This window comes from Arthrobacter melezitosi (genome assembly GCF_054511055.1).
This window is the reverse complement of record NZ_JBTNDJ010000010.1, coordinates 18,415-43,265: the sequence shown is the minus strand read 5'-3', so window position 1 is coordinate 43,265 and position 24,851 is coordinate 18,415. Positions and strand designations below refer to the sequence as shown.

Here is a 24,851-nt window from a genome sequence, read left to right as displayed (position 1 = left end):
GTCCGGTGCGGGGCTCAGCTGTGCAGCGGCTTGCCGGCGAAGGCCAGGGCGGCCTCGCCGAGTGCCTCGTTCTGCGTCGGGTGCGCGTGCACCAGCTGGGCGACGTCCTCCGGGTAGGCCTCCCAGTTGACGATCAGCTGCGCTTCGCCGATCTGCTCGCCCATGCGGCTTCCGAGCATGTGGACGCCGATGATGGGGCCGTCCTTCTCCCGGACGAGCTTGACCAGCCCGCCGGTTCCGATGATCGAGCTCTTGCCGTTGCCGGCCAGGTTGTACTCCTGGGTGAGGACCCGGTCCTCGCCCAGCTTCTCCTTGGCGGCCTTCTCGGTGTAACCGACCGAGGCGATTTCGGGCTCGCTGTAGGTCACCTTGGGGATGTTGAGGTCCTCGACGATGACCGGCTTGAGGCCGGCGATCTCTTCGGCGACGAAGATGCCCTGCTGGAAGCCGCGGTGCGCGAGCTGCAGGCCCGGAACGATGTCGCCGACGGCGTAGATGTTGCCGACGCCGGTGTGCAGGCGCTCGTTGGTGATGACGAAGCCGCGGTCCAGGGTCAGGCTCGCTTCCTCGAAGCCGAGGTCGGCGGTGACCGGTCCGCGGCCCACGGCGACGAGCATGAGGTCGGCCTGGAAGGTCTTGCCGTCCTCGAGGGTCACGGTGACGCCGTCGTCGTGCTGCTCAACGCCCTGGAAGCGGGTGCCGGTGTTGAACTTGATGCCGCGCTTCTTGAAGGCGCGCTCGAAGGCCTTGACGATGGTGGCGTCCTCGTTGGGCACGAGGGAGGGGAGGGCTTCGATGATGGTGACGTCGACGCCGAAGGACTCCCAGACGGAGGCGAACTCGCAGCCGATGACGCCGCCGCCGAGGATGATGGCGCTCTTGGGCACGCTGTCCATCTGCAGGGCCTGGTCGGAGGTCAGGACGCGTCCGCCGATCTCGAGGCCGGGCAGGGTCCGGGAGTACGAGCCGGTGGCGAGGATGATGTTCTTGCCCGTGTAGGAGGTCCCGTTGACCTCGACGGTGTTCTGCGAGGTCAGGCGGCCGGCGCCCTCGATCACGGTGATTCCGCGGGACTTGATCAGGCCCGAGAGTCCCTTGAACTTACTGGCGATGATGCCTTCCTTGTACGCGTTGACCGCACCCATGTCGATCGACTCGAAGGTGGCGTTGACGCCGTACTTGCCCGCCGAGCGGGCGCTGTCGGCGACCTCCGCGGTGTGCAGGAGTGCCTTGGTGGGGATGCAGCCATTGTGGAGGCAGGTGCCACCCAGCTTGCCCTTCTCCACGAGACCCACCGTGAAGCCCAGCTGAACCGCCCGGAGTGCGGCGGCATAGCCACCACTTCCCGCGCCGAGGATCAGGATGTCGAATTCTTGCGCAGCTGCCGTATCGGCCACTTTGACGCTCCCTCGCGTAAGCATTGACGCGCCGGGGCGCGTCGGTGATTGATTGTGCCAAATTGCTTGGTGATCAGGCTTTACCCTATCGCTCCATGCTGCGCGCGGCCACATGGGAACCGCCCATTCGGGGCACGTGTGGGCAGTCTCACGGGAGCCGCCGGGCAGGGTCTGCCTGGCGGCTCCCGGAGGGAATTAGGAGGCCCGCTCCAGGACGTCCTCGACATAGGCGAGGAGCGTGCGGACGCCGACGCCGGTGCCCGCCTTGGGGGTGTACCCGTAGGCGGAGCCCTCGTTGAAGGCCGGCCCGGCGATGTCCAGGTGGGCCCACGGGATCTTCTCCCCGTCGTTCTGCCCCACGAATTCGCGCAGGAACACGGCCGCCGTCATCATGCCGCCGAACCGCTCGCCGATATTGGCGATGTCGGCGACCTGGGAGTCCAGGCTCGGGCGCAGCTCCTCGGGCAGGGGCATGGGCCAGAACGATTCGCCTGCGCGGTCGGCCGCGGCCTTGACCGCGTCACGCACGCCGTCGTCGCCCATGATGCCGGAGGTGCGGGTGCCGAGGGCGATCATCTGGGCGCCGGTGAGGGTGGCGATGTCGATGATGGCGTCGGGGTGCTCCTCGCTGGCGGCGGCGAGGCCGTCGGCGAGCACCAGGCGGCCCTCGGCATCGGTGTTGAGGACCTCGACGGTACGGCCGCCGTAGGTGGTGAGCACGTCCTCGGGACGCTGGGCGGTGCCCGAGGGCATGTTCTCGGCGAGGCACAGCCAGGCGGTCACCCTGGCGGACAGGCCCATCTCGGCAACGGCCAGGACGGTGTTGAGGACGACGGCGGCGCCGGCCATGTCGAGCTTCATGGTCTGCATGCCCGCGGCCGGCTTCAGGGACAATCCACCGGAGTCAAAGGTGATGCCCTTGCCGACCAGGGCAAGGTGCACCTTGGAGCGGGCGGGCGCGTATTCGACCTTCACCAGGCGCGGCGGCCGGGAGGAGCCCTTGCCGACGCCGAGGATTCCGCCGTAGCCGTCGCGTTCGAGCCTCTTCTCATCCATCACCGTCACCTTCACGGGCAGGCCCTTCGACAGGTCGCGGGCGGCCTGGGCGAAGGTCTCCGGGTAGAGGTGGCTCGGCGGCTGGTTTACCAGGGTGCGGGTCGCGTTGACGCTCTTCGCCAGGACGGCGGCGCGCGCCAGCCCCGCCGTCAGCGCCGGCTCCTGCGCGGAGGCGGTGTGGATCAGGATGCTGCGCACCGGCTGGTCGTCCTTGCGGGGGGCCGGCTTGCCGTCGGCGCCCAGGCCCGAGCGGTACCCGTCGTAGGCGTAGGCGCCCAGGGCCGCGCCCTCGGCGACCGCAACAGCGTCCGCCACGTCCGGCACCGGCAGGGCGAGGACGACGGTGTCGAGGCCCTTGAGCTGGCGCAGGGCGGCTCCGGCGGCGCGCCGGAGGGTTTCGGCCGGCAGGGCGGTTCCGGGGGTGTGCGCACCCACGCCCACGAGCACGAGGGACTCCGAGCCGGTGTCGGGGAGCGCGGCCAGCCGGCGGACCTCGTCGGCCGCGCCCGTCACGCCCAGCACCTGGAGCGAATCGCCCAGGGCGCGGGCGGCCTTCGCGGGCAGGGGGCTGTCGAGCAGCGCCGGGCCGTCCGGGCCCTTGCCCACTCCGATGACCAGGGCATCACTTGGAAGTTTCTTGAGGTCTTTGGCAACCGCTGCCAGGGTGGGCTCGCTTGGCTTCATCACTAAGGTGTTTCCTCTTTCCGGGATGGGGAATCGGGCTCCGGGCCGCCGGTACAGTGTGTGGGCCGGCGTCCGGCGCCGGGCCGCGGGCGGGCCGGTGTCCGTCCTTCGATCGTATCGCCCGGCGTGCCCGGCACTCGACCGGCCCCGCCCGCCCGGAAGCACCCCCGGCCGGGACCACTCCGGGGTGCGGGAGCCCGCCGGATCCCGCCGGACTCCGGTGTGTCGGCGGTGCGGAATGCCGGGCGCCCGCGCGGTGTTGAGAGAATCAGCAGAGTAGTTGGAAACCCGAAGGCGCGGCCGCGCCGGCTGCCTCGGGATATGCAGGAGGAAATGATGCTTGATCCACGCACACTGTTCAGTCTTAGTCCGACGGTCGACCCCGAGCGGCTGCGCGGACTGCCCCTGCTCGCCGGCCTGAGTGGCTTCCTCGACGCCGGACAGGTCATCTCCCAGGTGAGCGAGGAACTGCTGGAGACCCTCGATTCGGAGGTCGTCGCGGTGTTCGACACCGACCAGCTCATCGACTACCGCAGCAGGCGGCCCCGGATCCTGTTCGAGGAGGACCACTTCACGGACTACCAGGCGCCGCGCCTTGAGCTTCACCTGCTCCACGACGGCCTCGGTGCGCCGTTCCTCCTGCTGGCGGGCCTCGAGCCGGACCTGCAGTGGGAACGCTTCGTCCGCGCCGTGCACGTCCTGATCGAGGACTTCGAGGTCACCCTCGTGGCCTGGGTGCACTCCGCCCCCATGGCGGTTCCCCACACCCGGCCCATCGGCGTGACCGCCCACGGCAACCGTCCGGACCTGACGGCCGGCATGAACGCCTGGCGCCCCACGGTGCAGGTCGAGTCCTCGGTGGGCTCCCTGATGGAGCTGCGGCTGATGCAGGCCGGGGTGGACGTCGTAGGGCTCGTCGTGCACGTGCCCCACTACCTGGCCGAGGCGGAGTACCCGCCGGCGGCCGTCGCCGCCCTCGAACACCTCGGCGCCACGGCGGAACTCATGCTGCCCACCGACCGCCTGCGGGAGACCGGGCGCGTCGTCGAGCGGCAGATCGCCCGCCAGGTGAGCGGCTCGGCCGAGGTGCAGTCGGTGGTGAGCTCCCTCGAGGAGAACTACGACGAACGCACCGCAAGCATGGAGCGGCGCTCGCTGCTGGTGAAGGACAACGAACTGGCGAGCGCGGACGAGCTCGGCGCCGAGGTCGAGGCCTACCTCGCCAGCCCCCAGGCCGAGGAGGAGTCGAGCCTGCTGCTCGGCGGCGCGCCGGACAATGACGACGACCGTGAGGATCCGGCCGATCCCTTCGGGCAGCGCTGAGCGGGCCGCATCACGCCACGCGGACGGGGGGGGGGGGGGGTGGGGGTGGGTGTTGGTTGCGTTAACCCCCGGGCCCCGCCCCGTCTCCGCCGGCCTCTTGCGCGGCGCTCACGCCCTCCGGGCGGCCCGCCCTCTAGAGTGGCGTCATCCGGCCAGGAGCGTGCCGGGACGTGGAGCGGCAGGGGGCGCGGTGCGCAGGGTTGCAGTGGTGGGTGGAACCGGAGCGGTCGGGTCGCTGGTGACCCGGGCGCTGCTGAAGGACGGGCACGACGTCGCGGTGCTCTCCCGCCGGGGCGGGCTGCCGGAGTCGCCGGACGGCGCCCGGTACCGACGGGCCGACGTGTCGACGGGGGAGGGCCTGCGGGAGGCGCTGCGCGGGTGTGAGGCGCTGATCGACGTGACGAACGCGAAGCTCCGGGCGGCCCAGCGGGGCACCTTCGTCGAAGGGCCCGCCCGGCTCCTGGAGGCGGCCGCGGCGGAGGGCGTGAATCGTGCGGTACTGCTGTCGATCGTCGGGATCGAAAAGTCCCCGCTGCCCTACTACCAGGCGAAGCTGGCCCAGGAACAGGCCTACCTCGGGGCGGGCCTTGAGACCTGCATCCTGCGCGCCACCCAGTTCCACAGCTTCGTCGAGGCGATGCACTCCTCCCTGCGCCGGGTCGGGCTCTGCCCATACCTCTCCGGCGCCCGCTTCCAGACCATCGATCCGGCCGCCGTCGCCGACCGCCTGGTTGAGCTCGTGCCGGCGGGGACGCGCGGGCACGCGCGCGAGGTGGCCGGACCGGAGGTCCGCACCGCACGCCAGTACGCCGCCGACTACCTGCGGGTGCCCGGGCGCAGGGGCCTGCCGCTCCCTGTTCCCCTGCCCGGGGCCGCGGGGAAGGCCTTCCGCCGGGGATCGAACCTCCCCGCCGACCCGCTCGTCCTCGGCTCCACCTACGCCTCGTGGACGGGCGCGGCCGCCCGGGACTGAGCCGGGAAGCACCCCGCGTCCGCCGCCGGGCCCGTCACCACCTGTGTCAACAGTCCTTGACACGCCTCGGGAAGTCAATCTAAGTTGACACCATGAGAGTGGAGGACATGATGGATCTTGTACGCATGGCGGCCGCGGACGACGACCCGCAGTCCGGGCTCGCGGCGGCGGCGAGGCTCCGGCAGGAGCTCGAACGGGTCGAGGCCGTACAGGTCCGGCGCGCCCGGGCCCGGGGTCTCACCTGGGAGCAGATCGCCGGCCCCTTGGGGGTGACCCGGCAGGCCGTGCACCGCAAGTACGGCGGGCGGGGCCTGCTCGGACGCCGGCAGTGAGCGCCGAGGCGCCGGTGCGGCGGGCCTCCTTCGCCGAGTTCCTGCCCTACCTGCGCGGGCACGTCCGGCTGCTCGTGGCCGCCGGCGCGGTCTCCCTCGCCGCCACGGTCCTCGCGCTGCTGCAGCCGCTCATGGTCCAGCGGCTCATCAACGCCGTCGGGGCCGGCACCGCCTGGACGGCCTTCCTCTGGCTGCTCGTGGCGATCACCCTCGGTCAGGCGGTCTTCAGCGCCGGTCAGTCCTACCTCCTGCAGCGCACCGCCGAGTCCGTCGTGCTCGGCGTGCGCCGCTCCCTCGTGGGCCAGCTGCTGCGCCTGCCGGTGCGCGAGTTCGACGCCCGGCGCGTGGGCGACCTGATGTCCCGGGTCGGGTCCGACACCACGCTGCTGCGCAGCGTCATCACCTCCGGGCTGTTCGAGATCGTCTCCTCCGTGCTCATGTTCACCGCCGCCGTCGTCCTGATGGTCCTGCTCGACCCCCTGCTCTTCGGCATCACCCTCACCGCCGTGCTGGGCGGTGCGGCCGGCGTCGTGCTGCTGGGATCGCTGATCCGCAGGCGCAGCCGGCAGGTGCAGGAGGCGGTCGGCGCCATGGCGGCCGCGGTGGAGCGCGGCCTCTCCGGCATCCGCACCATCAAGGCCGCGGTCGCCGAGGACCGCGAGGCCGCCCTCATCGACCGGGAGGCCGTCGGCGCCTACCGCGCCGGGATCGCCACGGCCAAGCTGCAGGCCGTCGTCGAGCCGATCATGTCGATCTGCATCCAGGGCGCCTTCATCGTCGTGCTGACCGTGGGCGGCGTCCGGGTGGCCAACGGGTCCCTTCCGCTGGGGGACCTCATGGCGTTCATCCTCTACCTGTTCCTCCTGGTGCTGCCCATCGGGTCGGCGCTGGGTGCCTTCGTCCAGATCCAGGCCGGGCTGGCGGCGCTCGACCGGATCCAGGAGGTCGCCCGGCTCGAGCCCGAGGCCCGGGACGAGGACGGCCTCGCCCCGGGGCGCACCGGATCCGCCGCACCGGAGGTCCGCTTCGACGGGGTCTCCTTCGGGTACGACGACGGCGAGCCGGTCCTCACCGACCTCAGCTTCTCGGTCCCCGCCGGCAGCCGCACGGCGATCGTCGGGCCCTCCGGCGCCGGAAAGTCGACGGTGCTGGGCCTCCTCGAGCGGTTCTACGAGCCCTCCGGCGGCACCATCAGCTTCGACGGCGTCCCACTGCGCACCATCCGGCGCAGTGAACTGCGCTCCCGCCTCGGCCTCGTCGAGCAGGAGGCGCCGGTGCTCAGCGGGACCCTCGCCGACAACCTGCGCATCAGCGCGCCCGACGCCACCGAGGCGCGGATGGCGGCGGTGCTGGAGTCCGTGGGCCTGGCCGACCTGGCCGAGCGGTCCGGCGCGGGCCTCGAACTGAACCTCGGCGAGGACGGCGTCCGGCTCTCCGGCGGGCAGCGCCAGCGCCTCGCCTGGGCCCGGGTGCTCCTGGCGGACCGGCCGGTGCTCCTGATGGACGAACCCACCTCGGCCGTGGACTCGCGCACCGAACAGCTGCTGCAGCGGACCCTCGGCGAGGCCGCCCGCAGCCGCACCGTCGTCGTCGTCGCCCACCGCCTCTCCACTGTCGCCGACTTCGACCGGATCCTGGTTCTGGACCGCGGGCGGCTCGTCGCCTCGGGCACGCACGCGTCCCTCGTGGACTCCAGCGCGCTGTACCGGGAGATGGCGGTGCGCCAGCGGCTCGTCCAGCACGCCTGAGGGGCGCCGTGGCAGCCCTGACCCCCGAGGACCTGCGCCGGCTCCGCCTGCGCTCGCACCGGCTCACCGGGAGCCCCTCCGGCGGAGCAGTGGAGACCGTGCGCCGGCTGCTCGCCGTGCAGGCGCAGAACCTCCCGGGGGCCCGTTGGAGCGTCGGCCTGCGCACCCCGGGGCTCACCGACGCGGCGCTCGCCGGAGCCCTGCACGACGGCTCGCTCGTGCAGACCTGGACGATGCGCGGCACCCTCCACCTGGCCACACCGGCGGATGCGCCGTGGCTGCTCTCGCTGCTCGGCCCGCGGGCCTGGAGCGGCAGGGGGAAGCTGTGGCGGGACACCGGCCTCAGCACGGCGGTGTTCGCGAAGGCCGCGGAGGTCCTGGAGGCGGCACTGGAGGGAACCGCGCTGCCGCGCAGCGCCGTCCTGCGCCTACTGGAGGACGCCGGCATCCCGACCGGGGGCCAGCGCGGTTCCCACCTCCTGCGCTTCCTCGCCGAGACGCAGGTGGTCGTCATCGGCCCGGCGCAGGGCCGGACCCAGACCTTCGCGCGCTTCCGGGACCGCATCCCGGCGGTCGACCTGCCGGAGCGGGATGAGGCGCTCGGACGGCTCGCGCTGCGCTACTTCGCCGGCCACGGACCCGCCACGGCCCGCGACCTCGCCTGGTGGAGCGGGCTCACCCTTGCCGACTCCCGGCTCGCCGCCGGCCTCGCCGCACCGGACCTTGCCGTGCTGCCCGGCGACGGGGAGCCCTCCTACCTGGACCCCGGGGTCCTCGGCAACTACTCCGGGGGACCGGCGCCGCTCACGGTGCACCTGCTGCCGGGTTTCGACGAATACACCATCGGCTACGCGGACCGGAGCCTCGTCCTCGACGACCGGTACCGCGGCGCCGTCGGCCCGGCGGTGAACGGGCTGTTCCGTCCGGCGCTGGCAGCTTCGGGCAGGATCGTGGGCACCTGGTCGCAGGAGGCGCGCCGGGGCGCGGTCCCGCTCACCGTCGCCACGTTCCCCGAAGCACGGTTCACCGGCGCCGCCGGGGCGGAGGAGGCAGCGGTGAGGGCCGCCGCGGCGCGTTACGCGCAGTTCCTCGGACTGCCGGTTGAGGTCGGGGAGCGGGGGTGAGGGCCCCTCCTCAGCGTCGGGCTTCGCCGGCGCGCGGTGCACCGGGGGCGTCCGGCGCGGTGTCCGCCGGGCGCGGCGCGGAGGCGGCCCGCACCGCGGTCCACAGGATCACCAGGCCCACCAGGCCCGTCACCGTCAACCCGAGGCCCGAGTACCCCAGGAGGGTCAGCAGGGGACCGGCGAGCGCCCCGCCGAGTGCCCCGGCGGCATTCATCGACAGATCCGACACGCCCTGCACGGCGGCCCGCTCCGGGAGCACCACCGACTCGGCGACCAGGGCGGATCCCGCCACCACGGAGGCCGACCAACCCAGCCCGAGCAGGATGAGGCTGGCGGTCACGGCCGCCGTCGACTCGGCGCCGGCCCAGGCGAGCACCAGCGCGCCGAGCAGCAGCGCCTGGCCCGTGAGGATCCCGGCGATCCGTCCGGCGCGGTCGGCCAGCCAGCCGAAGACGGGGGAGAAGGCGAACATGCCGGCGACATGGAGGCTGATGGTCAGCCCGACGACGGCGAGGCTCGCCCCATGGTCGCGCAGGTGCACCGGGGTCATTGACATCAGGGCCACCATCGCGGCGTGGCTGCAGGCGATGGCGATCACCGCATAGCGGGCCACCGGGTTCGTGCGCAGGGCCGCCAGGCCGCCCCGGCGGCGCACCGGACCCGGCGTCGTGCCGCGCCGGGCGAGGGCGGTCAGCAGGGGGTCGGGGCGCAGGCACACCGCATAGACAGCGGCGGCTGCCGCCTGCGCCACCGCGGAAAACACGAAGGCCCCGGAGAGCGGGGGCAGGCCGAGGAGCGCCCCGAGGGCTTCCCCGGGCTCGAACAGGTTGGGCCCCAGCACCGCCCCGATGGTGGTGAACCACACCACCAGGGACAGGTCGCGTCCGCGGGTGCTTTCGGAGGCGAGGTCCGTCGCGGCGAAGCGTGCCTGGAGGTTGGTCGCCGAACCGGCGCCGAGCAGCAGCAGGGCCAGCAGCAGGAGGGGGAACTGCGACACCGCGGCCGCGGCAATGGCCAGCACGGCGCCGGCCCCCGCCACCAGGGCGCCGGTGGACAGGGAGATGCTGCGGCCGGACCGCTGGGCCAGCCGGGCCAGGGGAACGGCGAGGACCGCTGCGCCGAGCGTGCTCATCGTCGCTGCCATCCCGGACCAGGCGCTGGAGCCGGAGAGGTCGGCGGCCAGCAGCGCACCGAGGGACAGCGTGGCGCCCATCCCGATACCCCCGAGGATCTGGGCGGCCGCCAGGACCCGGACCACCCGGCGCTGGGCGCGGTCCCCGGGGTCGGACGCCTGCTCCGCGGCGTCGCCGCCGGACATCGAACGTGTGTCCCCCTGCCGGGGGAGTCTCGTGTTCACCCACCCAGTAATACCACCGGACCGCGCTCCGGCCACGCCTTTGCCCGACGGACCGCGGAAGCGGGTCCGTCCCGGCGGTCGGGCCACCCGGTCCACCGGGGCCGCACCGGGGCGGGTGGACACCAGGGGTTGTCCACTTAGGGGTTCCGGCCCCGGCCGGCGGGGAGCCCGCGGCGCAGGCTTGGACCATGACTCCGGACCCCGCACGGCTGCACCTGGACTCGGCGGCCGATCTGCTCGCCTACATTCCGCACGCGCTCGGATTCCTCCCGGAGGAGAGCCTCGTGGTGCTGACCCTCTCGGGCGGCCGGGTGGGCGCGACGCTGCGGGTCGACCTTCCCGTCCCCGGCGCCGATGCCGGCAGCTATGCCGAATCGGTGGCGGCGATCCTGGCCTCCGACACGGAGGCCGACGGCGCCGTGATGGCCCTCTACACCGGGGCGCGGTGGTCCGCCCCCGGACGGCCGCCCTACCGCCGGGAGGTCCGGGAGCTGGACCGGTCGATGCGGGCGGCGGGCACCCCGCTCCGGGACGGCTGGCTGATCTCCCCGACGGGGTGGCGGGAGTACTTCTGCGGCGACGACGGCTGCTGCCCCTGGCCGGGGCGGCCGCTGGAGGAGATCGCCGACAGCACCGCCAGCGCCGAACTGGTCCTGCGCGGCAGCTCCTTCTCGCCGTCGGCGGAGACGGCCGCGGCAATGCCTCCGGCGGCTCCGGCGGAACCTCCGGTCGAGGAGCTCGCGGCGGCCTACCGGCGCCGGTGCGCCCGGACCTGGACCACCACCGTGCAGTTCCGGGCGACCCTGGACGTCTGGGACCGGGTGATCGCGGGCCCGCGGCCGCCGGCGGGCCCGGGGGATGCGGATACGGCGGCCTTCCTGCTGGCCGGCCTCTCCTGCAGGGCAGTCCGGGATTCGGTCCTGGTGCTGGCGGGGTTGGGCCGTGAAGCGGCCGAGCAGGGCGCCCATGCCTGCGGAGTGCTGCGCGGGGGCTCCGCGGCGGAGGCGCCGGTGCTGCCCGCCGCCTTCCATGCTCCGAACCGCCGCCTGCCCGAGGCGCCCGTTGACGGACGTGGGGGCGGTCCGCCCGGAGGCGGGGTGGGGGAGGATCCGCCGCCGGGCTGCGGCCCGTACGGTGGCACGGAGTCCGCCGGGGCGTGCGGGCGCTACGTCGACTTCCTGGCCGGACGGTCGGCCGGCGCGCCGCGGTGGGAGAGCCTGGACGGCGCCTACGACCTCCTCCTCCGCCTCGCCGCGGTGTCCTCGGGCGAATCCCAGGCGGCGGTGCTGACGATGCTCGGATGGATCGAGTTCGCCCGTGGCCGCGGGTCCCTGGCCTGGGTGTACCTGGAGCGCGCGGACGGCGCCTGCCCCGGCTACCGGCTGGCCCGGCTCCTGAAGGAACTGACCCTCCGCGGAGTCCTCCCGGCCTGGGCCCGCCGCCCGGACACGTCCTGGGGCGCCCGGCGCCGGCAGCCGGGGTAACCTGCCTCCCGCGGCGGCCCGGGAAATGCGCGCCCAGCCCAAAGCGTGAGACAATGTACGACGAGACCCGGTGGGGTCCGCGCATCACATGGAGGCCTGCGGGGCTCCGGTGCCCGCCCGAACAGGGCAGGCCCGGAATAGTCCGGCACCTGGAGGAAGTTCTGTAGAGAACAGGTCCTCGGTCTCCGTCTGGCCCAAGGCGCGGACTTGACAGGGTCATAGTGGTGTTGTCCCCTTGATGGCACCGCAAGCCGCGTATGAAAGGTTCTCTGTGTCGGTCAAGAAGACAGCAGCCCCGGTTTCAGTGGAAGCCGGAACCACCACCACCAAGCGCAGAGCCGCACCGAAGAAGGCTGCCTCCAAGGCTGCAGCAGCCAAGACGCCGGCGAAAGCTTCAACCGATGCCGCAGTGGCCGTCGACCCGATCGACGAGCCTGTCGAGTCCATCGTGGACGCCGCGGTCGAGCCGGACGCCGACGAGATCAAGCCCGACCCCGCCGAGGCGGAGGTCGGAACGGCCACCGGATTCGTCTACTCCGACGCCGACGACGACGATGCCCCCGCCCAGCAGGTGGTGTCCGCCGGCGCGACCGCCGACCCGGTCAAGGACTACCTCAAGCAGATCGGCAAGGTCGCACTGCTCAACGCCGAGCAGGAAGTCGACCTCGCGCTGCGCATCGAGGCCGGACTGTTCGCCGAGGAGAAGATCGCCGCGGACCCGGACATGGACCCGAAGCTGCGCCGCGAACTCGAATTCGTCATCCACGACGGAAAGCGCGCCAAGAACCACCTGCTCGAGGCGAACCTCCGGCTCGTCGTCTCCCTGGCCAAGCGCTACACGGGCCGCGGGATGCTCTTCCTCGACCTCATCCAGGAAGGCAACCTGGGCCTGATCCGTGCCGTCGAGAAGTTCGACTACACCAAGGGCTTCAAGTTCTCGACCTACGCCACCTGGTGGATCCGCCAGGCCATCACCCGGGCCATGGCCGACCAGGCCCGCACCATCCGCATCCCGGTCCACATGGTCGAGGTCATCAACAAGCTCGCCCGCGTGCAGCGCCAGATGCTCCAGGACCTGGGCCGCGAGCCCACCCCCGAAGAGCTGGCCCTCGAGCTCGACATGACCCCCGAGAAGGTCGTCGAGGTGCAGAAGTACGGGCGCGAGCCCATCTCGCTGCACACGCCGCTGGGCGAGGACGGCGACTCGGAGTTCGGTGACCTCATCGAGGACTCCGAGGCCGTCGTGCCGGCCGACGCGGTCAGCTTCACGCTGCTGCAGGAACAGCTCCACTCGGTGCTCGACACGCTCTCGGAGCGCGAGGCCGGCGTCGTCGCCATGCGCTTCGGGCTCACCGACGGCCAGCCGAAGACGTTAGACGAAATCGGCAAGGTCTACGGCGTCACCCGCGAGCGGATCCGCCAGATCGAATCGAAGACGATGTCCAAGCTGCGCCACCCGTCACGCTCGCAGGTGCTGCGGGACTACCTCGACTGACACCGGGGCGGCGGGCCGTCCTGGTCCACCGCACCCCAGATACAGGAAAGGCCCCCTCCGCGGAGGGGGCCTTTCCTGTATCTGGTCGAAACGGGTGCCCGGCGTACCGGTTCCGCTGCGCGCGGCGGACGGGCCGCGGGCGGCTCAGTCCTCGCTGGCGACCGGCTTCTCGCGGAGCCGCTCGGTCTCGTCCTGCCACTCGGAAGTGAGCGGCCTCAGGTTCGCTTCAACGGACCGTGCATGGTGGCCGCAAAACAGAAGCTCTCCACCGGAGGTTGAAAGGACTGCGCGCACGTAGGCCTGGGCTCCGCAGCGGTCGCAGCGGTGCTGGGCGGTAAGTTCTCGGGTTGCTACTGCAGTACTCATGAATGCCTCCTCATGTGGATCGTGTATTCATATAACCATTATTCGTTGCCGTTTCTTCGCAGGGTGGGTTTTCTTTCGCTCCCGGCGTACGGCGGGCCCCGCCTTGACACCGCCGGACCTGACCCGGGCTACCCGCCGCCGCGGCCGGGCCTGCGCGGTGATGTCGGTGCCGGGTAATAAGCTGGACCTTGGTGTCGAGCGGCCGTTCCCGGGCGCTGGGTCCCTCACCACAGCCACGCGTCAAGGAGATCACCCCAACGTGACCCCACTCAGTTCCGACTACACCGCACGCCATCTTTCGGTCCTCGAGGGCCTTGAGGCCGTCCGCAAGCGGCCCGGGATGTACATCGGCTCGACGGACTCCCGCGGCCTGATGCACTGCCTGTGGGAGATCATCGACAACTCCGTCGACGAAGCCCTCGCCGGGTTCGGCCAGAGCATCACCGTGATCCTGCACGCCGACGGCTCGGTCGAGATCCACGACGACGGCCGCGGCATCCCGGTCGACGCCGAACCCAAGACCGGGCTCAGCGGCGTCGAGGTCGTCTTCACGAAGCTGCACGCCGGCGGCAAGTTCGGCGGCGGCTCCTACACCGCCTCCGGCGGCCTCCACGGGGTCGGCGCCAGCGTGGTCAACGCGCTCTCGGCCCGCCTCGACGCCTACGTCGACCGCGGCGGGAAGACCTACAAGATGTCCTTCCGCCGCGGCGAGCCCGGCCGGTTCATCGACGGGAAGACCATCTCGCCCACGGCGTCCTTCGAGCCGTTCCTCGACAGTTCACGGCTCGACGTCGTCGGCACCACCAAGCGCGGCGTCACCGGCACCCGCATCCGCTACTGGGCCGACCGGCAGATCTTCACCCCTGACGCGAAGTTCTCCTACGAGGAGCTCGAGACGCGCGCCCGGCAGACCTCGTTCCTGGTGCCCGGCCTGAGGATCACCCTGCGCGACGAGCGGCGCATCCCCGGCACCCCCGGCGAAGCCGGGCCGGTCGAGCAGGTCTTCCAGCACGACGGCGGCATCTCCGAGTTCGCCGAGTTCCTCGCCGTCGACGCGGCCGTCACCGACGTGTGGCGCATCCACGGCTCGGGCCGGTTCAAGGAATCGGTCCCGGTGCTCGATGAGCGCGGCCACAGCCAGATGGCCGAGGTGGAGCGGGACTGCGAGGTCGACATCGCCCTGCGCTGGGGCATCGGCTACGAGACCACGATGCGCAGCTACGTGAACATTATCGCCACCCCCAAGGGCGGCACGCATCAGAGCGGGTTCGAGCAGGCCCTGCTGAAGACCTTCCGCAAGGTGATCGAGGCCAACGCCCGCAAGCTCAAGGCGGGCAACGACAAGATCGAGAAGGACGACGTGTTCGCCGGCCTCACCGCCGTCCTCACCGTGCGCCTCGCCGAACCGCAGTTCGAGGGCCAGACCAAGGAGATCCTGGGCACCTCCGCGGTGAAGGCCATCGTGGCCAAGGTGGTGGAGAAGGAGATCACGGCCCGGCTGAACTCGACGGCCCGCGCGGACAAGGCCCAGTCGGCGCTGCTGCTGGAGAAGGTCGTCGCGGAGATGAAGTCGCGCATCTCGGCCCGCGTGCACAAGGAGACCCAGCGCCGGAAGAACGCCCTGGAGACCTCCTCCATGCCCAGTAAGCTCGCCGACTGCCGGATCGACGACCCGGAGCGGTCCGAGCTGTTCATCGTCGAGGGCGACAGCGCCCTCGGCACGGCCAAGCTCGCCCGGTCCTCGGACTACCAGGCCCTGCTGCCGATCCGGGGCAAGATCCTCAACGTTCAGAAGGCCTCGGTGGGGGACATGCTCTCCAATGCCGAGTGCGCGGCGCTGATCCAGGTGGTCGGGGCCGGCTCGGGGCGCAGCTTCCAGCTCGACGCCCGGCGCTACGGCAAGGTGATCCTCATGACGGACGCCGACGTCGACGGCGCGCACATCCGCACCCTCCTGCTGACCCTCTTCTTCCGCTACATGCGCCCGCTCGTGGAGGCCGGACGGGTCTACGCCGCGGTGCCGCCCCTGCACCGGGTGGAGGTCATCAACCCCGGCTCCAAGCCGAACGAGATGGTCTACACCTACTCCGAGAACGAGCTGCACCGGCTCCTGGCCGCCATGGAGAAGGCGGGCAAGCGCTTCAAGGAGCCAATCCAGCGCTACAAGGGCCTGGGGGAGATGGATGCCGCCCAGCTGGCCGAAACCACGATGGATCCGCGCCACCGGACGCTGCGCCGGGTGCGGATCTCCGAGGCGGAGTCCGCCGAGCGGGTCTTCGACCTGCTGATGGGCAGCGACGTCGCCCCGCGCAAGGACTTCATCGTGGCCGGGGCCGCAACCCTGGACCGGGACCGCATCGACGCCTAGCGCCCGGCCGACGCACCCCGACGCGTCCGCCGGGCCCGAATGCGACGTCCGCGCCGGATAAAGGCGGCGCGGACGTCGCTTCCGGGTGCGGGTGTCGCGATCGGGCCCGGTACGACGCCCGGAGCGGTCCCCGGCGGGCGCCTCACCCGGGCAGGGCGCCTCACCCCGGTAGGGCGGGCGCGATCAGCAGCAGGGGAGGGGCCACCAGCAGCAGTCCGGCCGAGCCCAGCGCCGTCACGCGCTGGACCGCCGTCAGGGGGCGCACGGGGCTCAGCAGCCGGCGCAGCCGGTGCACCGAGGTGTTCCAGTCCTCGGCCACGGTCCCGGCGTCCGGCGCGGGCAGCTCGAGCCGGCTGTTGGCCGACGGCGCGGTGTCGGCCACGGCCGGTGATCCGGCGGCGACAATGGCGATGGCGCGCACCAGGGTGGATTCGTCGACGTGCTTGAGGGCCTGGTCGTCGGCCAGCATTTCGATCAGCTCCGTGACCGCGACCTGCGCCAGCTGCGAGGTGGGAAGCCAGGGCAGGGCGGAGCGCCACGCGGCGAACGCCCACAGGAGCAGGTGGTGGCGCTGCTGGAGGTGGGCGTTCTCGTGGGTCAGGACGGCGTCGAGTTCCTCCCGGCTGAGCATCTCGAGGAGCCCGTCGGACAGGACGGTCACCGAGCGCGCCCCGCCGGGCAGGCAGTAGGCAACCGGCGTAGGGTGGTTGATCACCAGGGTCGCCGGGGAGTCCTTCACCGGCGAACTCAGCAGCCGCAGCATGCTGCGGTGGCGCCGCCGCTGGCGCTGGATACGGATGAAGGTCAGCATGAGCGTAAAGACCAGGTGGACCCCGAGCAGGGTGGCGGCGCTCAGGGCGAACACGTGCACGACGCCGAGCGTCTCGGCGGACCGCTGCTCCCTCAGCACGTCCACCAGCCCGAGGGAGGCCGCCACGAGGTTGTCGCCCAGCGGGGCCAGGCCCCACACCATCATGGCGCCGATCATCGACAGCCCGCCGGCGAGGGCAATCGACTGCCACAGCACCATGGCGGTGAAGGGGGAGCGCGCGGGCCAGCGGGCGCGGGACAACGCGATGGGCGCCGGCCACGCGAGGAACACCGCGAGGGCCGCCAGGAAGTATGACGCCCAGACCACTTGAGCCTAGGTGCCGAGCAGCCTGCGCAACGTCTGCGCCTCGGACTCCGAGACGCTGCCGATGAAGCGCGCCAGCACCGCCTCCCGGTCGGGTGCCTTGGCGAACACCTCGTGCATCAGTTCGGCGGTGTGGTCGGCGCGGCTGGTGACCGCCTTGTAGCGGTGGGGCCGGCTGTTGCGCTCACGCTGCACAAGGCCCTTCTTTTCCAGCCGGGACAGGACGGTCAGCACGGTGGTCACGGCAAGCTCGCGCCCGGTGGCGGCGCCGGCCGGGACGACGGCGATGGAGTCACGCAGTTCGTTGGCCGTGAGTGCCCCGGAAGTTGACCACAGCAGGTCCATCACTGTGCGTTCGAGGTCTCCGAGGGTTGCCATCTTGTTCCTTTATGCGAAATCCGAATGTGTCCGTGGGTGCCGCCCCTGCCCGGGGACAGGATATGGCTCTACGTACTATAGGATACCGCTTTTCGCCGCGCATTTCTACGCCATGTAGAACCCTCCCGAAAATTGTTCTACGCTATGTAGAAGAAGATTTCTACGCAACGTAGAACAACTGCCGCGCAGTGCGCGGTGTACGCGAAAGGGTTTCATGGAAGCCTTGGAAATTGCCCGGTGGCAGTTTGGCATCACCACCGTCTACCACTTCCTGATGGTTCCGCTGACCATCGGCCTGGGCCTGCTCGTGGCGGTGATGCAGACCCTCTGGTACCGCACCGGGGAGGCGTCCTACCTGCGGATGACGCGCTTCTGGGGCAAGCTCTTCCTCATCAACTTCATCATGGGCGTGGCCACCGGGCTCGTCCAGGAGTTCCAGTTCGGCCTGGCCTGGAGCGAGTACAGCCGCTTCGTCGGGGACATCTTCGGCGCGCCCCTGGCCCTGGAGGCCCTCCTGGCCTTCTTCGTGGAGTCCACCTTCCTCGGCCTCTGGATCTTCGGCTGGCAGCGCCTGCCCCGGCTGGTCCACCTCCTGACCCTGTGGGCCGCGGTGCTGGCCTCGGTCCTCTCCGCCTACTTCATCCTCGTGGCCAACTCCTGGATGCAGCACCCGGTCGGGTACGAGGTGGTGGACGGCCGCCCCGTCCTCAACGACATCTGGGCGGTGCTGACCAACAACACCGCGCTGGTGGCCTTCCCCCACACGGTGTTCGGCGCGCTGGCCGTGGCCGGGGCGTTCCTGCTCGGCATCAGCTGGTACCACCTCTGGAAGCGCCGCCGGGACGGGATCGACACCGTCGACGCCGCCGGCCGGGTGGTGGTCGGCACCGGCACCCCGGCCGCCGCGTCGCGGGACACCACCGACCACCGGGTCTGGCTGCGTTCGGCACGGCTCGGCGCCGTCGTCGCCATGATCGCCTTCGCGGGCACCGCCGTCTCCGGTGACGTGCAGGGCAAGCTGATGTTTGAGCAGCAGCCCATCAAGATGGCCGCCGCGGAGGCCGCCTGCCACGACGGCACCGGCTTCTCCGTGCTCTCGGTCGGCGACCTCGGCGCCCAGAGCTGCGAGGACATTGTGGCCGTCATCGAGGTCCCCGGGGTGTTGTCCTTCCTGGCCAACGGCGACTTCACCACCGAGGTCAAGGGCGTGAACACGCTGCTGCCGGAGTACCAGGAAAAGTACGGAACCCACCTGCCCGACAACCCCATCTACGGCGAGCGCGCCGGCACCGAGATCGACTACCTGCCCGTCCTCGAGGTCACCTATTGGGGCTTCAGGATCATGATCGGCTTCGGCGCCATCGCCGCCATGGCGGCCGCCGCGGCCCTCTGGGTGCTGCGCAGGGGCACCGTCCCGCAGTCGCGGTGGCTGATGCGCCTGGCCGTCTTCGGCATCCTCGCCCCCTTCGGCGCCAACGCCGCCGGCTGGATCTTCACCGAGATGGGCCGCCAGCCCTTCGTCGTCGCGCCCAACCCCGACTTCGCCGGCATCGACAGCGTGTTCATGTTCACCGCCGCCGCTGTGTCGCCCGGGGTCACGGCCGCCGAACTGCTCACCTCCCTCGTGGCCCTGGCCTCGGTGTACGCGGTGCTGCTGGTCATCGAGGTGCGGCTGCTCTTCACCTACGTCCGGGGCGGGGTGGCCTCGGCCATGCCCGAACTCGCGCACCCACCGGCATCCGAGGACGACGGCGGCACGCCGCACCGCGCCGACGACGCCGACGTCCTCTCCTTCGCGTACTAACGGCCGCCCTTCCGCGGCCGAGACAGAAAAAGGTATTCACGCATGTCCGAGGCTCTTCCCACCCTCTGGTTCGTCCTCATCGCCGTCCTGTGGGCCGGCTACCTCTTCCTTGAGGGGTTCGACCTGGGCGTGGGCATGCTGATGAAGCTGACCTACCGCACCGACTCCCAGCGCAGGGTGCTGCTGAACACCGTGGGACCGGTCTGGGACGGCAACGAGGTGTGGCTGATCACCGCCATCGGGGCCACGTTCGCGGCGTTCCCCGCCTGGTACGCCTCGCTGCTGTCGACGCTCTACCTGCCCTTTACCGCCGTCCTGCTCGGACTGATCTTCCGGGCCGTCGCCTTCGAATGGCGCGGCAAGGTCGACAGCGCCGCCTGGCGGAACCGCTGGGACTGGGCGATCGCCCTGGGGTCCCTGACCGCCGCCGCCGGCATCGGGGCGGCGCTGGCCCTGACCACCACCGGGCTGCCGATCAACGCCAACGGCGACCGCGAGGGTGGCCCCTTCGCCTGGTTCACCGGCTACGCGCTGCTGGGTGCGGCCGCCGTCGTGCTCTTCTGCCTGGTGCACGCCGCGGCGTTCCTGGCGCTCAAGACCGAGGGCGGCGTGCGGCACACGGCGCTGCGGGTGGTGCGGCGGCTGCTGCCCTTCGCGCTGCTGCCGATGCTCGCCTGGGCCCTCGTGGTGCAGGTCCGCGGCGGGACGGCGCTGACCGCCGCCGCCCTGGTCCTCGCCGCCTGCTGCGCGGCCGCCTCCTGGGGTGCGGCGCGCCGGGACCGCGACGGCCGGGCCTTCGCGGCGCTGGGGGGCGCCCTGGTGCTGACGGTGGGTTCGATCTTCGCCGCGGCCTTCCCCGTGGTGCTTCCCTCGACGCTGGACCCTCTGTTCGACCTGACCGTGGAGTCCGCGGCGTCCTCCCCGTACACGCTGGGCCTGATGAGCGTCGTGGCGGCCTTCGGGCTGCCGCTGATCCTGGCCTACCAGGGCTGGACCTACTGGGTGTTCCGGCGCCGGATCTCCGAACGGAGCATCCCCGCGGCCCACGCAGTGACACCGCTGTGAGTGCTCCGGCCCAGGCGGCGGCGCGCAGGCGCCGCCGGAGGGGGCCCGGGTCCCCGGCGGGCCCGGTCGGCTCGACGCCGGCGGTGTACCTGCTCGGGGTCCTCGCCGCGGCCAAGGCCGCAGGACTCGTACTCGTGGCCTCGGCCCTCGCCTCGGGGATTGCCTCCCTGGCCGCGGGACAGTTCGAGGCCGGTTCCCTGCTGGTCCAGGGGATCGCCGGCGTCGTGCTGCGCACCGGAGCCGCCTGGGGCCAGGACGTCACCGCCGCGCGCCTGGTCGTCGGGGTGAAGGAACGGCTGCGCTCCGCCGCCCTGGAGCGTGTCGTCGGCGACGGCGGCGCGGCCCCCGCGGCCGGTCCCGGCGGGACCACCGCGCCCGGCGCCCCGGCCGGCACCGGCGCGTTGAGCGTGCTGCTCACCCGGGGCCTGGACGGGCTCGACAAGTACTACACCCAGTACCTTCCCGCGCTCGTGACATGCGCCGTCGTGCCGCTGCTGGTCGGCGCACGGATCCTCGCCGCGGACTGGATCAGCGCCCTCGTGATCCTCCTGACCGTCCCGCTGGTCCCGGTGTTCATGGTCCTGATCGGGCTGCACACGCAGGAGCGCACGCGGGACGCCGCGGCCGCCCTGGCCCGGCTGTCGGACCACCTGCTCGAACTGGCCCGGGGTCTGCCCGTGCTGGTGGGCCTGGGGCGGGCGGCCCAGCAGACCCGCGCCCTGGGGGACATCGCCGGGCATTCCTCGGCGCGCACCATGGCCACCCTGCGCACGGCGTTCCTCTCCTCCCTGGCCCTCGAGCTCATCAGCACCATCTCGGTGGCCGTCGTCGCGGTCTTCGCCGGGGTGCGCCTGATCCACGGCGACCTCGGGCTGGAGACCGCCCTCCTGGCCCTGATGCTCGCCCCGGAGTGCTACACGCCGCTGCGCGAGGTCGGGGCCGCCCACCACGCCAGCGAGGACGGCAAGGAGGCGGGCGGGCGCGTCCGCGCCATCCTCGATGCGCCCCGGCCCGTGCCCGCGCGGTCCGGGGGGCCCGTCGCCGTGCGGGACCTCACCGCGCGGTTCGAGGGAACCGCCCGGCCGCTGTTCTCCGGGCTCAGCCTCACCCTCCCGGAGGGCACCGTCACGGCCCTGACCGGTCCAAGCGGCAGCGGCAAGTCAACCCTGATGGCACTGCTCGCCGGCACCGCCCCGCCGCCCGGGTTGGAGCTCACCGGCACTCTCGCCGGCGCCGCCCCGGGCTCGGTGGCGTGGGTTCCGCAGCACCCGGAGTTCCTCGAGGACACCGTCGGGGAGGAACTGGCCCTGTACGCGGGGCTGCCCGCGGACGATCCGGCGCTCGCCGAGGGGCTCGCCGCCGTGGGGGGACGGGACCTCCTCGGCCGGCGGACCGGCGAGCTGAGCCCGGGTGAGGCCCGGAGGGCCGCCGTGGCCCGGGCCCTGCTGCGCGCCCGGCACCGGCCCGGGGTGCGCCTGCTGCTGCTCGATGAGCCGACCGCCCACGTCGACGCGGCGTCGACCGAAGCCATCCACGCCGCCCTGCGCGCGCTCCGCGGCCGCCTCACGGTGCTGCTGATCGCCCACGACGGGCGGACGGCGGCGCTCGCGGATGCCGCCGTCGTCCTGGGCGGCCCGGCCGCCGGAACGGGCGCGCCCGGCGCCCTGGAGCCCGCCGCCGCACCGGCCGCCACGGCCTCCACCCGGGTGGCCTCGAAGCTCCGGGCTGCCTCCGCGGACGCGGGTTCGACCCCCGGTGACGTGCAGGTCCACGCGGGAGCCACCGGCACCGCGGGCCGGCTGAGGGCGGTGCTGGCCCTGGTCCGCCCGTGGGAGCCGCGGTTCCTCGGCGCCGCCGGCCTGGGCCTCGGTGCCTCACTGTTCGCCGTCGCCCTGACGGCCCTGTCGGGCTGGCTGATCGTGAGGGCGTCCGAGCAGCCGCCCATCCTGTACCTGCTGACGGCCATCGTGGGGGTGAGGTTCTTCGGCATCGGCCGCTCCCTGCTGCGGTACTGCGAGCGGCTCGCCCTTCACCGCGCCGTCTTCGCCCGGGCGGACCGGGTGCGCCTCCGCGTGTGGGAGGGCCTCCTGGGCCGCCCCGAGTCCTGGCGGACGCTCTCGCGCGGCTCCGGCGGCATCGAAAGCCTGATCGGGGACGTCGACGAACTGCGCGACCTGACCCCCCGGGCCGTCCTTCCACCGCTGACGGCGGTCCTGACCGGGGCCGCGGCGGTCCTGACGACGGCGCTGCTGCTGCCCGACGCGTTGGGCTGGCAGCTGGCGACCGCCGCCGTGGCGCTCCTCGCGGCTCCGGCCGCGGCGGTCCTGGCCGACCGGGCCGCCGGCACCGCCAACGTGGTACGCAGGGCCGAATCGCTCCAGCACACGGCGCGGCTGCTGCGCGCCGCCCCGGATCTCGCGGCGAACGATGCCGCCGGCAGGGCCCTGCGGCGCTGGAAGGCGCTCGACCACGCCGCCGCCCGGGGCCTGCGCCGGGTGGCCTGGGCGGCCGGCACCGGCCAGGGGCTCGTCGTGCTCGCCTGCACCGCCGGGGCCCTCGGGGTGCTGACGGTGTCCGCCGGCGCCCCGGCGGACACCACGGCCGTCATCGCCCTGATGCAGCTGGCGCTGATCGAGCCGTTCGGCGCCGGGGCCGCCGCCGTGCAGCACTGGGGGCCGCTGCGCGCCGTCGCGGCGAGGATCCACCCCCTCCTCGCGCCGCCCCCGGGCGGGCAGGAGGAGCCCGCCGGGCGCCGTCCGCGGAGCGCCGGGCGGACGGCCGGCGGAGGCCGGGGGAACGCCGGTCGGCCCGCGCCCGGTGGCGCCACCGCTGGCCGCCCCGGCGCCGGACCCATCCGGTCCCTGGCACTGCGGGATGCGGCGGTCGGCTACGGGTCGAACGCCCCGGTCGTCTCCGGTGTCTCGTTCACCCTCGAACCCGGCCGCTGGACCGCCCTCACCGGTCCGTCGGGCAGCGGCAAGTCGACCCTGCTCGGGGCGATGCTCGGATTTCTGCCGCTGAGCTCCGGCAGCCTCTTGGTGAACGGGACGGCGGCGGCCCCCGGGGAACCGGTGCTGCGCCGGATCGCCTGGTGCCCCCAGGAAAGCCACCTCTTCAACTCGACCCTCCGGGCCAACCTGCAGCTGGCACGCAACGGCGGCGCCCCCATCCCGGAGGCGGAGCTGGTCCGGGTCCTGCACGCCGTCGGCCTCGGCCCCTTCCTCGACCAGCTCGAGGAGGGGCTCGACGCTCGGGTGGGAGCCGGCGGCGCCCGGCTCAGCGGCGGGCAGCGGCAGCGCCTGGCCGTCGCCCGGGCCCTGCTGACGGATGCCGATGTCCTGCTGCTCGATGAGCCCACCGCACACCTTGACGCGGCCGGAGCCCGCGCCCTCCTGGACGACCTGCGCCGGGGACTCGCCGACAAGGCCGTGCTGCTGGTCACCCACGACGCCCGCGAGGCGGCGTTGTGCGAGCAGGAGGTGCGGATCGGGCGGCAGGACGGCGGGGATGTTCACCCCGGCAGGGGTGACCTACGCTGGGCGTATGAGCCAGCCTGACTGTCCCGCCCTGCCCGACTCCCTCACCTGGCGCCCGATCGATGCGCAGGACATCGGGCCGTGGCATGAGCTGATCCTGCGGATGGCGGCGGAGGACAAGCCGGACTGGATTGAGGAGCGCGCCGACCTCGAGCAGGCCCTGGGGTCCTCGAAAAACGACCCGCGCGAGGACACCATCCTCGGCCTCGACGCCGAGGGCACGGTCCGCGCGTTCGGCCGGGTCTCGATGAACCCGGACTCCGTCAAGGTGCACAGCGCCGGGGGAGTCGACCCGGCGTGGCGGCGGCGCGGTATCGGCCGGGCCGTGTTCGCCTGGCAGAAGCACCGGGCGCGTGCCCGCCTCGCCCGTGCCGGTGTGGAGGGCGGGGTGCTGCGGACGTACGTCGAGGAGCGGAACCCCTCCCATGTGGCGCTGCTCGAACTGACCGGGAGCACCGTCGTGCGGTACTTCACCGAGATGACCCGCCCGCTCGCGGACCCGATCCCCGAGCTCGCCATCCCGGCGGAGCTTGACCTCGTGACCTTTCATGACGCAATCTCCGACGGCGTGCGGCTCGCGCACAACGACGCCTTCGCGGACCACTGGGGGAGCGAACCGCGCGACGACGAGTCGTGGGGCTTCGTCACCGCCCATCCCGAGTTCCGGGCGGACTGGAGCCTGGCCCTCGTGGACAGGGAGACCGGGGCGGTGGCCGCCTACCAGATGGCCAGCTACGACCCCGGGTCCATCGAACTGCTCGGCCGCGCCGAAGGGTACACGGACCTGCTGGGCGTGCGCCGCGCGTGGCGGGGCCGCGGCCTGGCGCCGGCGCTGCTCGCGGAGGCCATGCGGCGCTTCCGTGCGGGAGGCATGGACAGCGCGGGCCTGGGCGTCGACACCGAGAATCCCACGGGCGCCCTCGGCCTGTACGAGCGGATGGGATACCGTCCCACGCAGCGTTCACTGGTGTTCGACCTTCCGGTGACCTGACCGGCGTCGGCCGGCGTGACAGGGGCCGCGCCCGTTAGCGCCCCGCCCGAAAACGACGGGCCCACCTGAAAACGACGAGCGCACCCGGAAACGACGGGCGGACCCGATATTTCCGGTTCGCTCGTCGCATTCGGGGGTCCTCGTCGCATTTTGGTCCGCCCGCCGTAGGCAGGTGCATTCTCCGTGGCACCGAGAGGCCGGTGGGGGCACAGCACCCGGACGCGGTCCGCGCACC

The 24,851-nt window shown here is 72.3% G+C and carries 18 protein-coding genes; 12 read left to right on the top strand and 6 right to left on the bottom strand.

The annotated features are described in order from the left end of the window. Positions 1 to 14: 14 nt before the first annotated feature. Both lpdA and ACX80W_RS11630 read right to left on the bottom strand, forming a co-directional pair. Entirely contained in the window at positions 15 to 1,397 is a 1,383-nt protein-coding gene (lpdA, locus tag ACX80W_RS11635; protein WP_459283415.1) for a dihydrolipoyl dehydrogenase, read from the bottom strand. 195 nt (positions 1,398 to 1,592) lie between these two features. Beyond that, entirely contained in the window at positions 1,593 to 3,140 is a 1,548-nt protein-coding gene (locus ACX80W_RS11630) for a leucyl aminopeptidase (protein WP_459283413.1), read from the bottom strand. A gap of 333 nt (positions 3,141 to 3,473) precedes the next feature. On the opposite strand from ACX80W_RS11630, the gene ACX80W_RS11625 reads away from it, so the two are divergent. From ACX80W_RS11625 to ACX80W_RS11605, 5 genes are all read left to right on the top strand, one after another. Next, complete coding sequence (locus ACX80W_RS11625) at positions 3,474 to 4,460, top strand: proteasome assembly chaperone family protein (RefSeq protein WP_459283412.1); 987 nt, start codon at positions 3,474 to 3,476, stop codon at positions 4,458 to 4,460. Between the two features lie 190 nt (positions 4,461 to 4,650). Beyond that, positions 4,651 to 5,433: an SDR family oxidoreductase gene (locus ACX80W_RS11620; RefSeq protein ID WP_459283410.1), complete on the top strand. Its 783-nt coding sequence runs from the start codon at positions 4,651 to 4,653 to the stop codon at positions 5,431 to 5,433. Between the two features lie 110 nt (positions 5,434 to 5,543). Beyond that, positions 5,544 to 5,765, top strand: coding sequence for an RNA polymerase subunit sigma-70 (locus ACX80W_RS11615; protein WP_459283408.1), 222 nt, complete (start codon positions 5,544 to 5,546; stop codon positions 5,763 to 5,765). Further along, positions 5,762 to 7,513, top strand: coding sequence for an ABC transporter ATP-binding protein (locus tag ACX80W_RS11610; protein ID WP_459283406.1), 1,752 nt, complete (start codon positions 5,762 to 5,764; stop codon positions 7,511 to 7,513). Before ACX80W_RS11615 ends, ACX80W_RS11610 begins: the two co-directional genes overlap by 4 nt. 8 nt (positions 7,514 to 7,521) lie before the next feature. Further along, positions 7,522 to 8,637, top strand: a complete 1,116-nt coding sequence (locus tag ACX80W_RS11605) for a winged helix DNA-binding domain-containing protein (RefSeq protein ID WP_459283404.1) — start codon at positions 7,522 to 7,524, stop codon at positions 8,635 to 8,637. 10 nt (positions 8,638 to 8,647) lie between these two features. On the opposite strand, the gene ACX80W_RS11600 is transcribed toward ACX80W_RS11605, so the two are convergent. Beyond that, positions 8,648 to 9,955: an MFS transporter gene (locus ACX80W_RS11600; RefSeq protein WP_459283505.1), complete on the bottom strand. Its 1,308-nt coding sequence runs from the start codon at positions 9,953 to 9,955 to the stop codon at positions 8,648 to 8,650. Between the two features lie 227 nt (positions 9,956 to 10,182). Here ACX80W_RS11600 and ACX80W_RS11595 point away from each other — a divergent pair, with 227 nt between their 5' ends. Both ACX80W_RS11595 and ACX80W_RS11590 read left to right on the top strand, forming a co-directional pair. Next, on the top strand, positions 10,183 to 11,478 hold the full coding sequence (locus tag ACX80W_RS11595) for a DUF4192 domain-containing protein (RefSeq protein WP_459283402.1): 1,296 nt from the start codon (positions 10,183 to 10,185) through the stop codon (positions 11,476 to 11,478). A gap of 271 nt (positions 11,479 to 11,749) precedes the next feature. Then, positions 11,750 to 12,973 (top strand): RNA polymerase sigma factor, encoded by a 1,224-nt coding sequence (locus ACX80W_RS11590; protein ID WP_459283400.1) that lies wholly within the window; start codon positions 11,750 to 11,752, stop codon positions 12,971 to 12,973. A gap of 144 nt (positions 12,974 to 13,117) precedes the next feature. On the opposite strand, the gene ACX80W_RS11585 is transcribed toward ACX80W_RS11590, so the two are convergent. After that, positions 13,118 to 13,339: a DUF7455 domain-containing protein gene (locus ACX80W_RS11585; RefSeq protein ID WP_459283398.1), complete on the bottom strand. Its 222-nt coding sequence runs from the start codon at positions 13,337 to 13,339 to the stop codon at positions 13,118 to 13,120. A gap of 259 nt (positions 13,340 to 13,598) precedes the next feature. Here ACX80W_RS11585 and ACX80W_RS11580 point away from each other — a divergent pair, with 259 nt between their 5' ends. Further along, the gene (locus ACX80W_RS11580) at positions 13,599 to 15,707 is read left to right on the top strand and encodes a DNA gyrase/topoisomerase IV subunit B (protein ID WP_459283397.1); all 2,109 of its coding nucleotides are present in this window, start codon (positions 13,599 to 13,601) and stop codon (positions 15,705 to 15,707) included. 160 nt (positions 15,708 to 15,867) lie between these two features. Here the strand turns inward: ACX80W_RS11580 and ACX80W_RS11575 are convergent, their stop codons facing one another. Together ACX80W_RS11575 and ACX80W_RS11570 are read right to left on the bottom strand one after the other, a co-directional pair. After that, positions 15,868 to 16,845, bottom strand: coding sequence for a M56 family metallopeptidase (locus ACX80W_RS11575; RefSeq protein WP_459283395.1), 978 nt, complete (start codon positions 16,843 to 16,845; stop codon positions 15,868 to 15,870). 6 nt (positions 16,846 to 16,851) lie between these two features. Further along, entirely contained in the window at positions 16,852 to 17,220 is a 369-nt protein-coding gene (locus ACX80W_RS11570; RefSeq protein ID WP_459283393.1) for a BlaI/MecI/CopY family transcriptional regulator, read from the bottom strand. 214 nt (positions 17,221 to 17,434) lie between these two features. Here ACX80W_RS11570 and ACX80W_RS11565 point away from each other — a divergent pair, with 214 nt between their 5' ends. Genes ACX80W_RS11565 through ACX80W_RS11550 form a run of 4 tightly spaced genes read left to right on the top strand, consistent with a single transcriptional unit; the run spans position 17,435 to position 24,616 of the window. Continuing rightward, a complete protein-coding gene (locus tag ACX80W_RS11565) occupies positions 17,435 to 19,024 on the top strand; it encodes a cytochrome ubiquinol oxidase subunit I (protein ID WP_459283391.1) in 1,590 nt (529 codons plus the stop codon). A 42-nt stretch (positions 19,025 to 19,066) separates the two neighbouring features. Beyond that, on the top strand, positions 19,067 to 20,089 hold the full coding sequence (gene cydB / locus ACX80W_RS11560; protein WP_459283389.1) for a cytochrome d ubiquinol oxidase subunit II: 1,023 nt from the start codon (positions 19,067 to 19,069) through the stop codon (positions 20,087 to 20,089). After that, positions 20,086 to 23,646, top strand: coding sequence for a thiol reductant ABC exporter subunit CydC (cydC, locus tag ACX80W_RS11555; RefSeq protein ID WP_459283387.1), 3,561 nt, complete (start codon positions 20,086 to 20,088; stop codon positions 23,644 to 23,646). Before cydB ends, cydC begins: the two co-directional genes overlap by 4 nt. Further along, positions 23,633 to 24,616: a GNAT family N-acetyltransferase gene (locus tag ACX80W_RS11550; protein WP_459283385.1), complete on the top strand. Its 984-nt coding sequence runs from the start codon at positions 23,633 to 23,635 to the stop codon at positions 24,614 to 24,616. Before cydC ends, ACX80W_RS11550 begins: the two co-directional genes overlap by 14 nt. Positions 24,617 to 24,851: the final 235 nt, after the last annotated feature.

Bases quoted from the DNA above. Each gene is read 5' to 3' on its own strand.
- ACX80W_RS11600 (WP_459283505.1), bottom strand. From the start codon at position 9,955: ATGTCCGGCGGCGACGCCGCGGAGCAGGCGTCCGACCCCGGGGACCGC.
- ACX80W_RS11570 (WP_459283393.1), bottom strand. From the start codon at position 17,220: ATGGCAACCCTCGGAGACCTCGAACGCACAGTGATGGACCTGCTGTGG.
- ACX80W_RS11585 (WP_459283398.1), bottom strand. From the start codon at position 13,339: ATGAGTACTGCAGTAGCAACCCGAGAACTTACCGCCCAGCACCGCTGC.
- cydB (WP_459283389.1), top strand. From the start codon at position 19,067: ATGTCCGAGGCTCTTCCCACCCTCTGGTTCGTCCTCATCGCCGTCCTG.
- ACX80W_RS11565 (WP_459283391.1), top strand. From the start codon at position 17,435: ATGGAAGCCTTGGAAATTGCCCGGTGGCAGTTTGGCATCACCACCGTC.
- ACX80W_RS11550 (WP_459283385.1), top strand. From the start codon at position 23,633: ATGAGCCAGCCTGACTGTCCCGCCCTGCCCGACTCCCTCACCTGGCGC.
- ACX80W_RS11615 (WP_459283408.1), top strand. From the start codon at position 5,544: ATGGATCTTGTACGCATGGCGGCCGCGGACGACGACCCGCAGTCCGGG.
- ACX80W_RS11595 (WP_459283402.1), top strand. From the start codon at position 10,183: ATGACTCCGGACCCCGCACGGCTGCACCTGGACTCGGCGGCCGATCTG.
- ACX80W_RS11625 (WP_459283412.1), top strand. From the start codon at position 3,474: ATGCTTGATCCACGCACACTGTTCAGTCTTAGTCCGACGGTCGACCCC.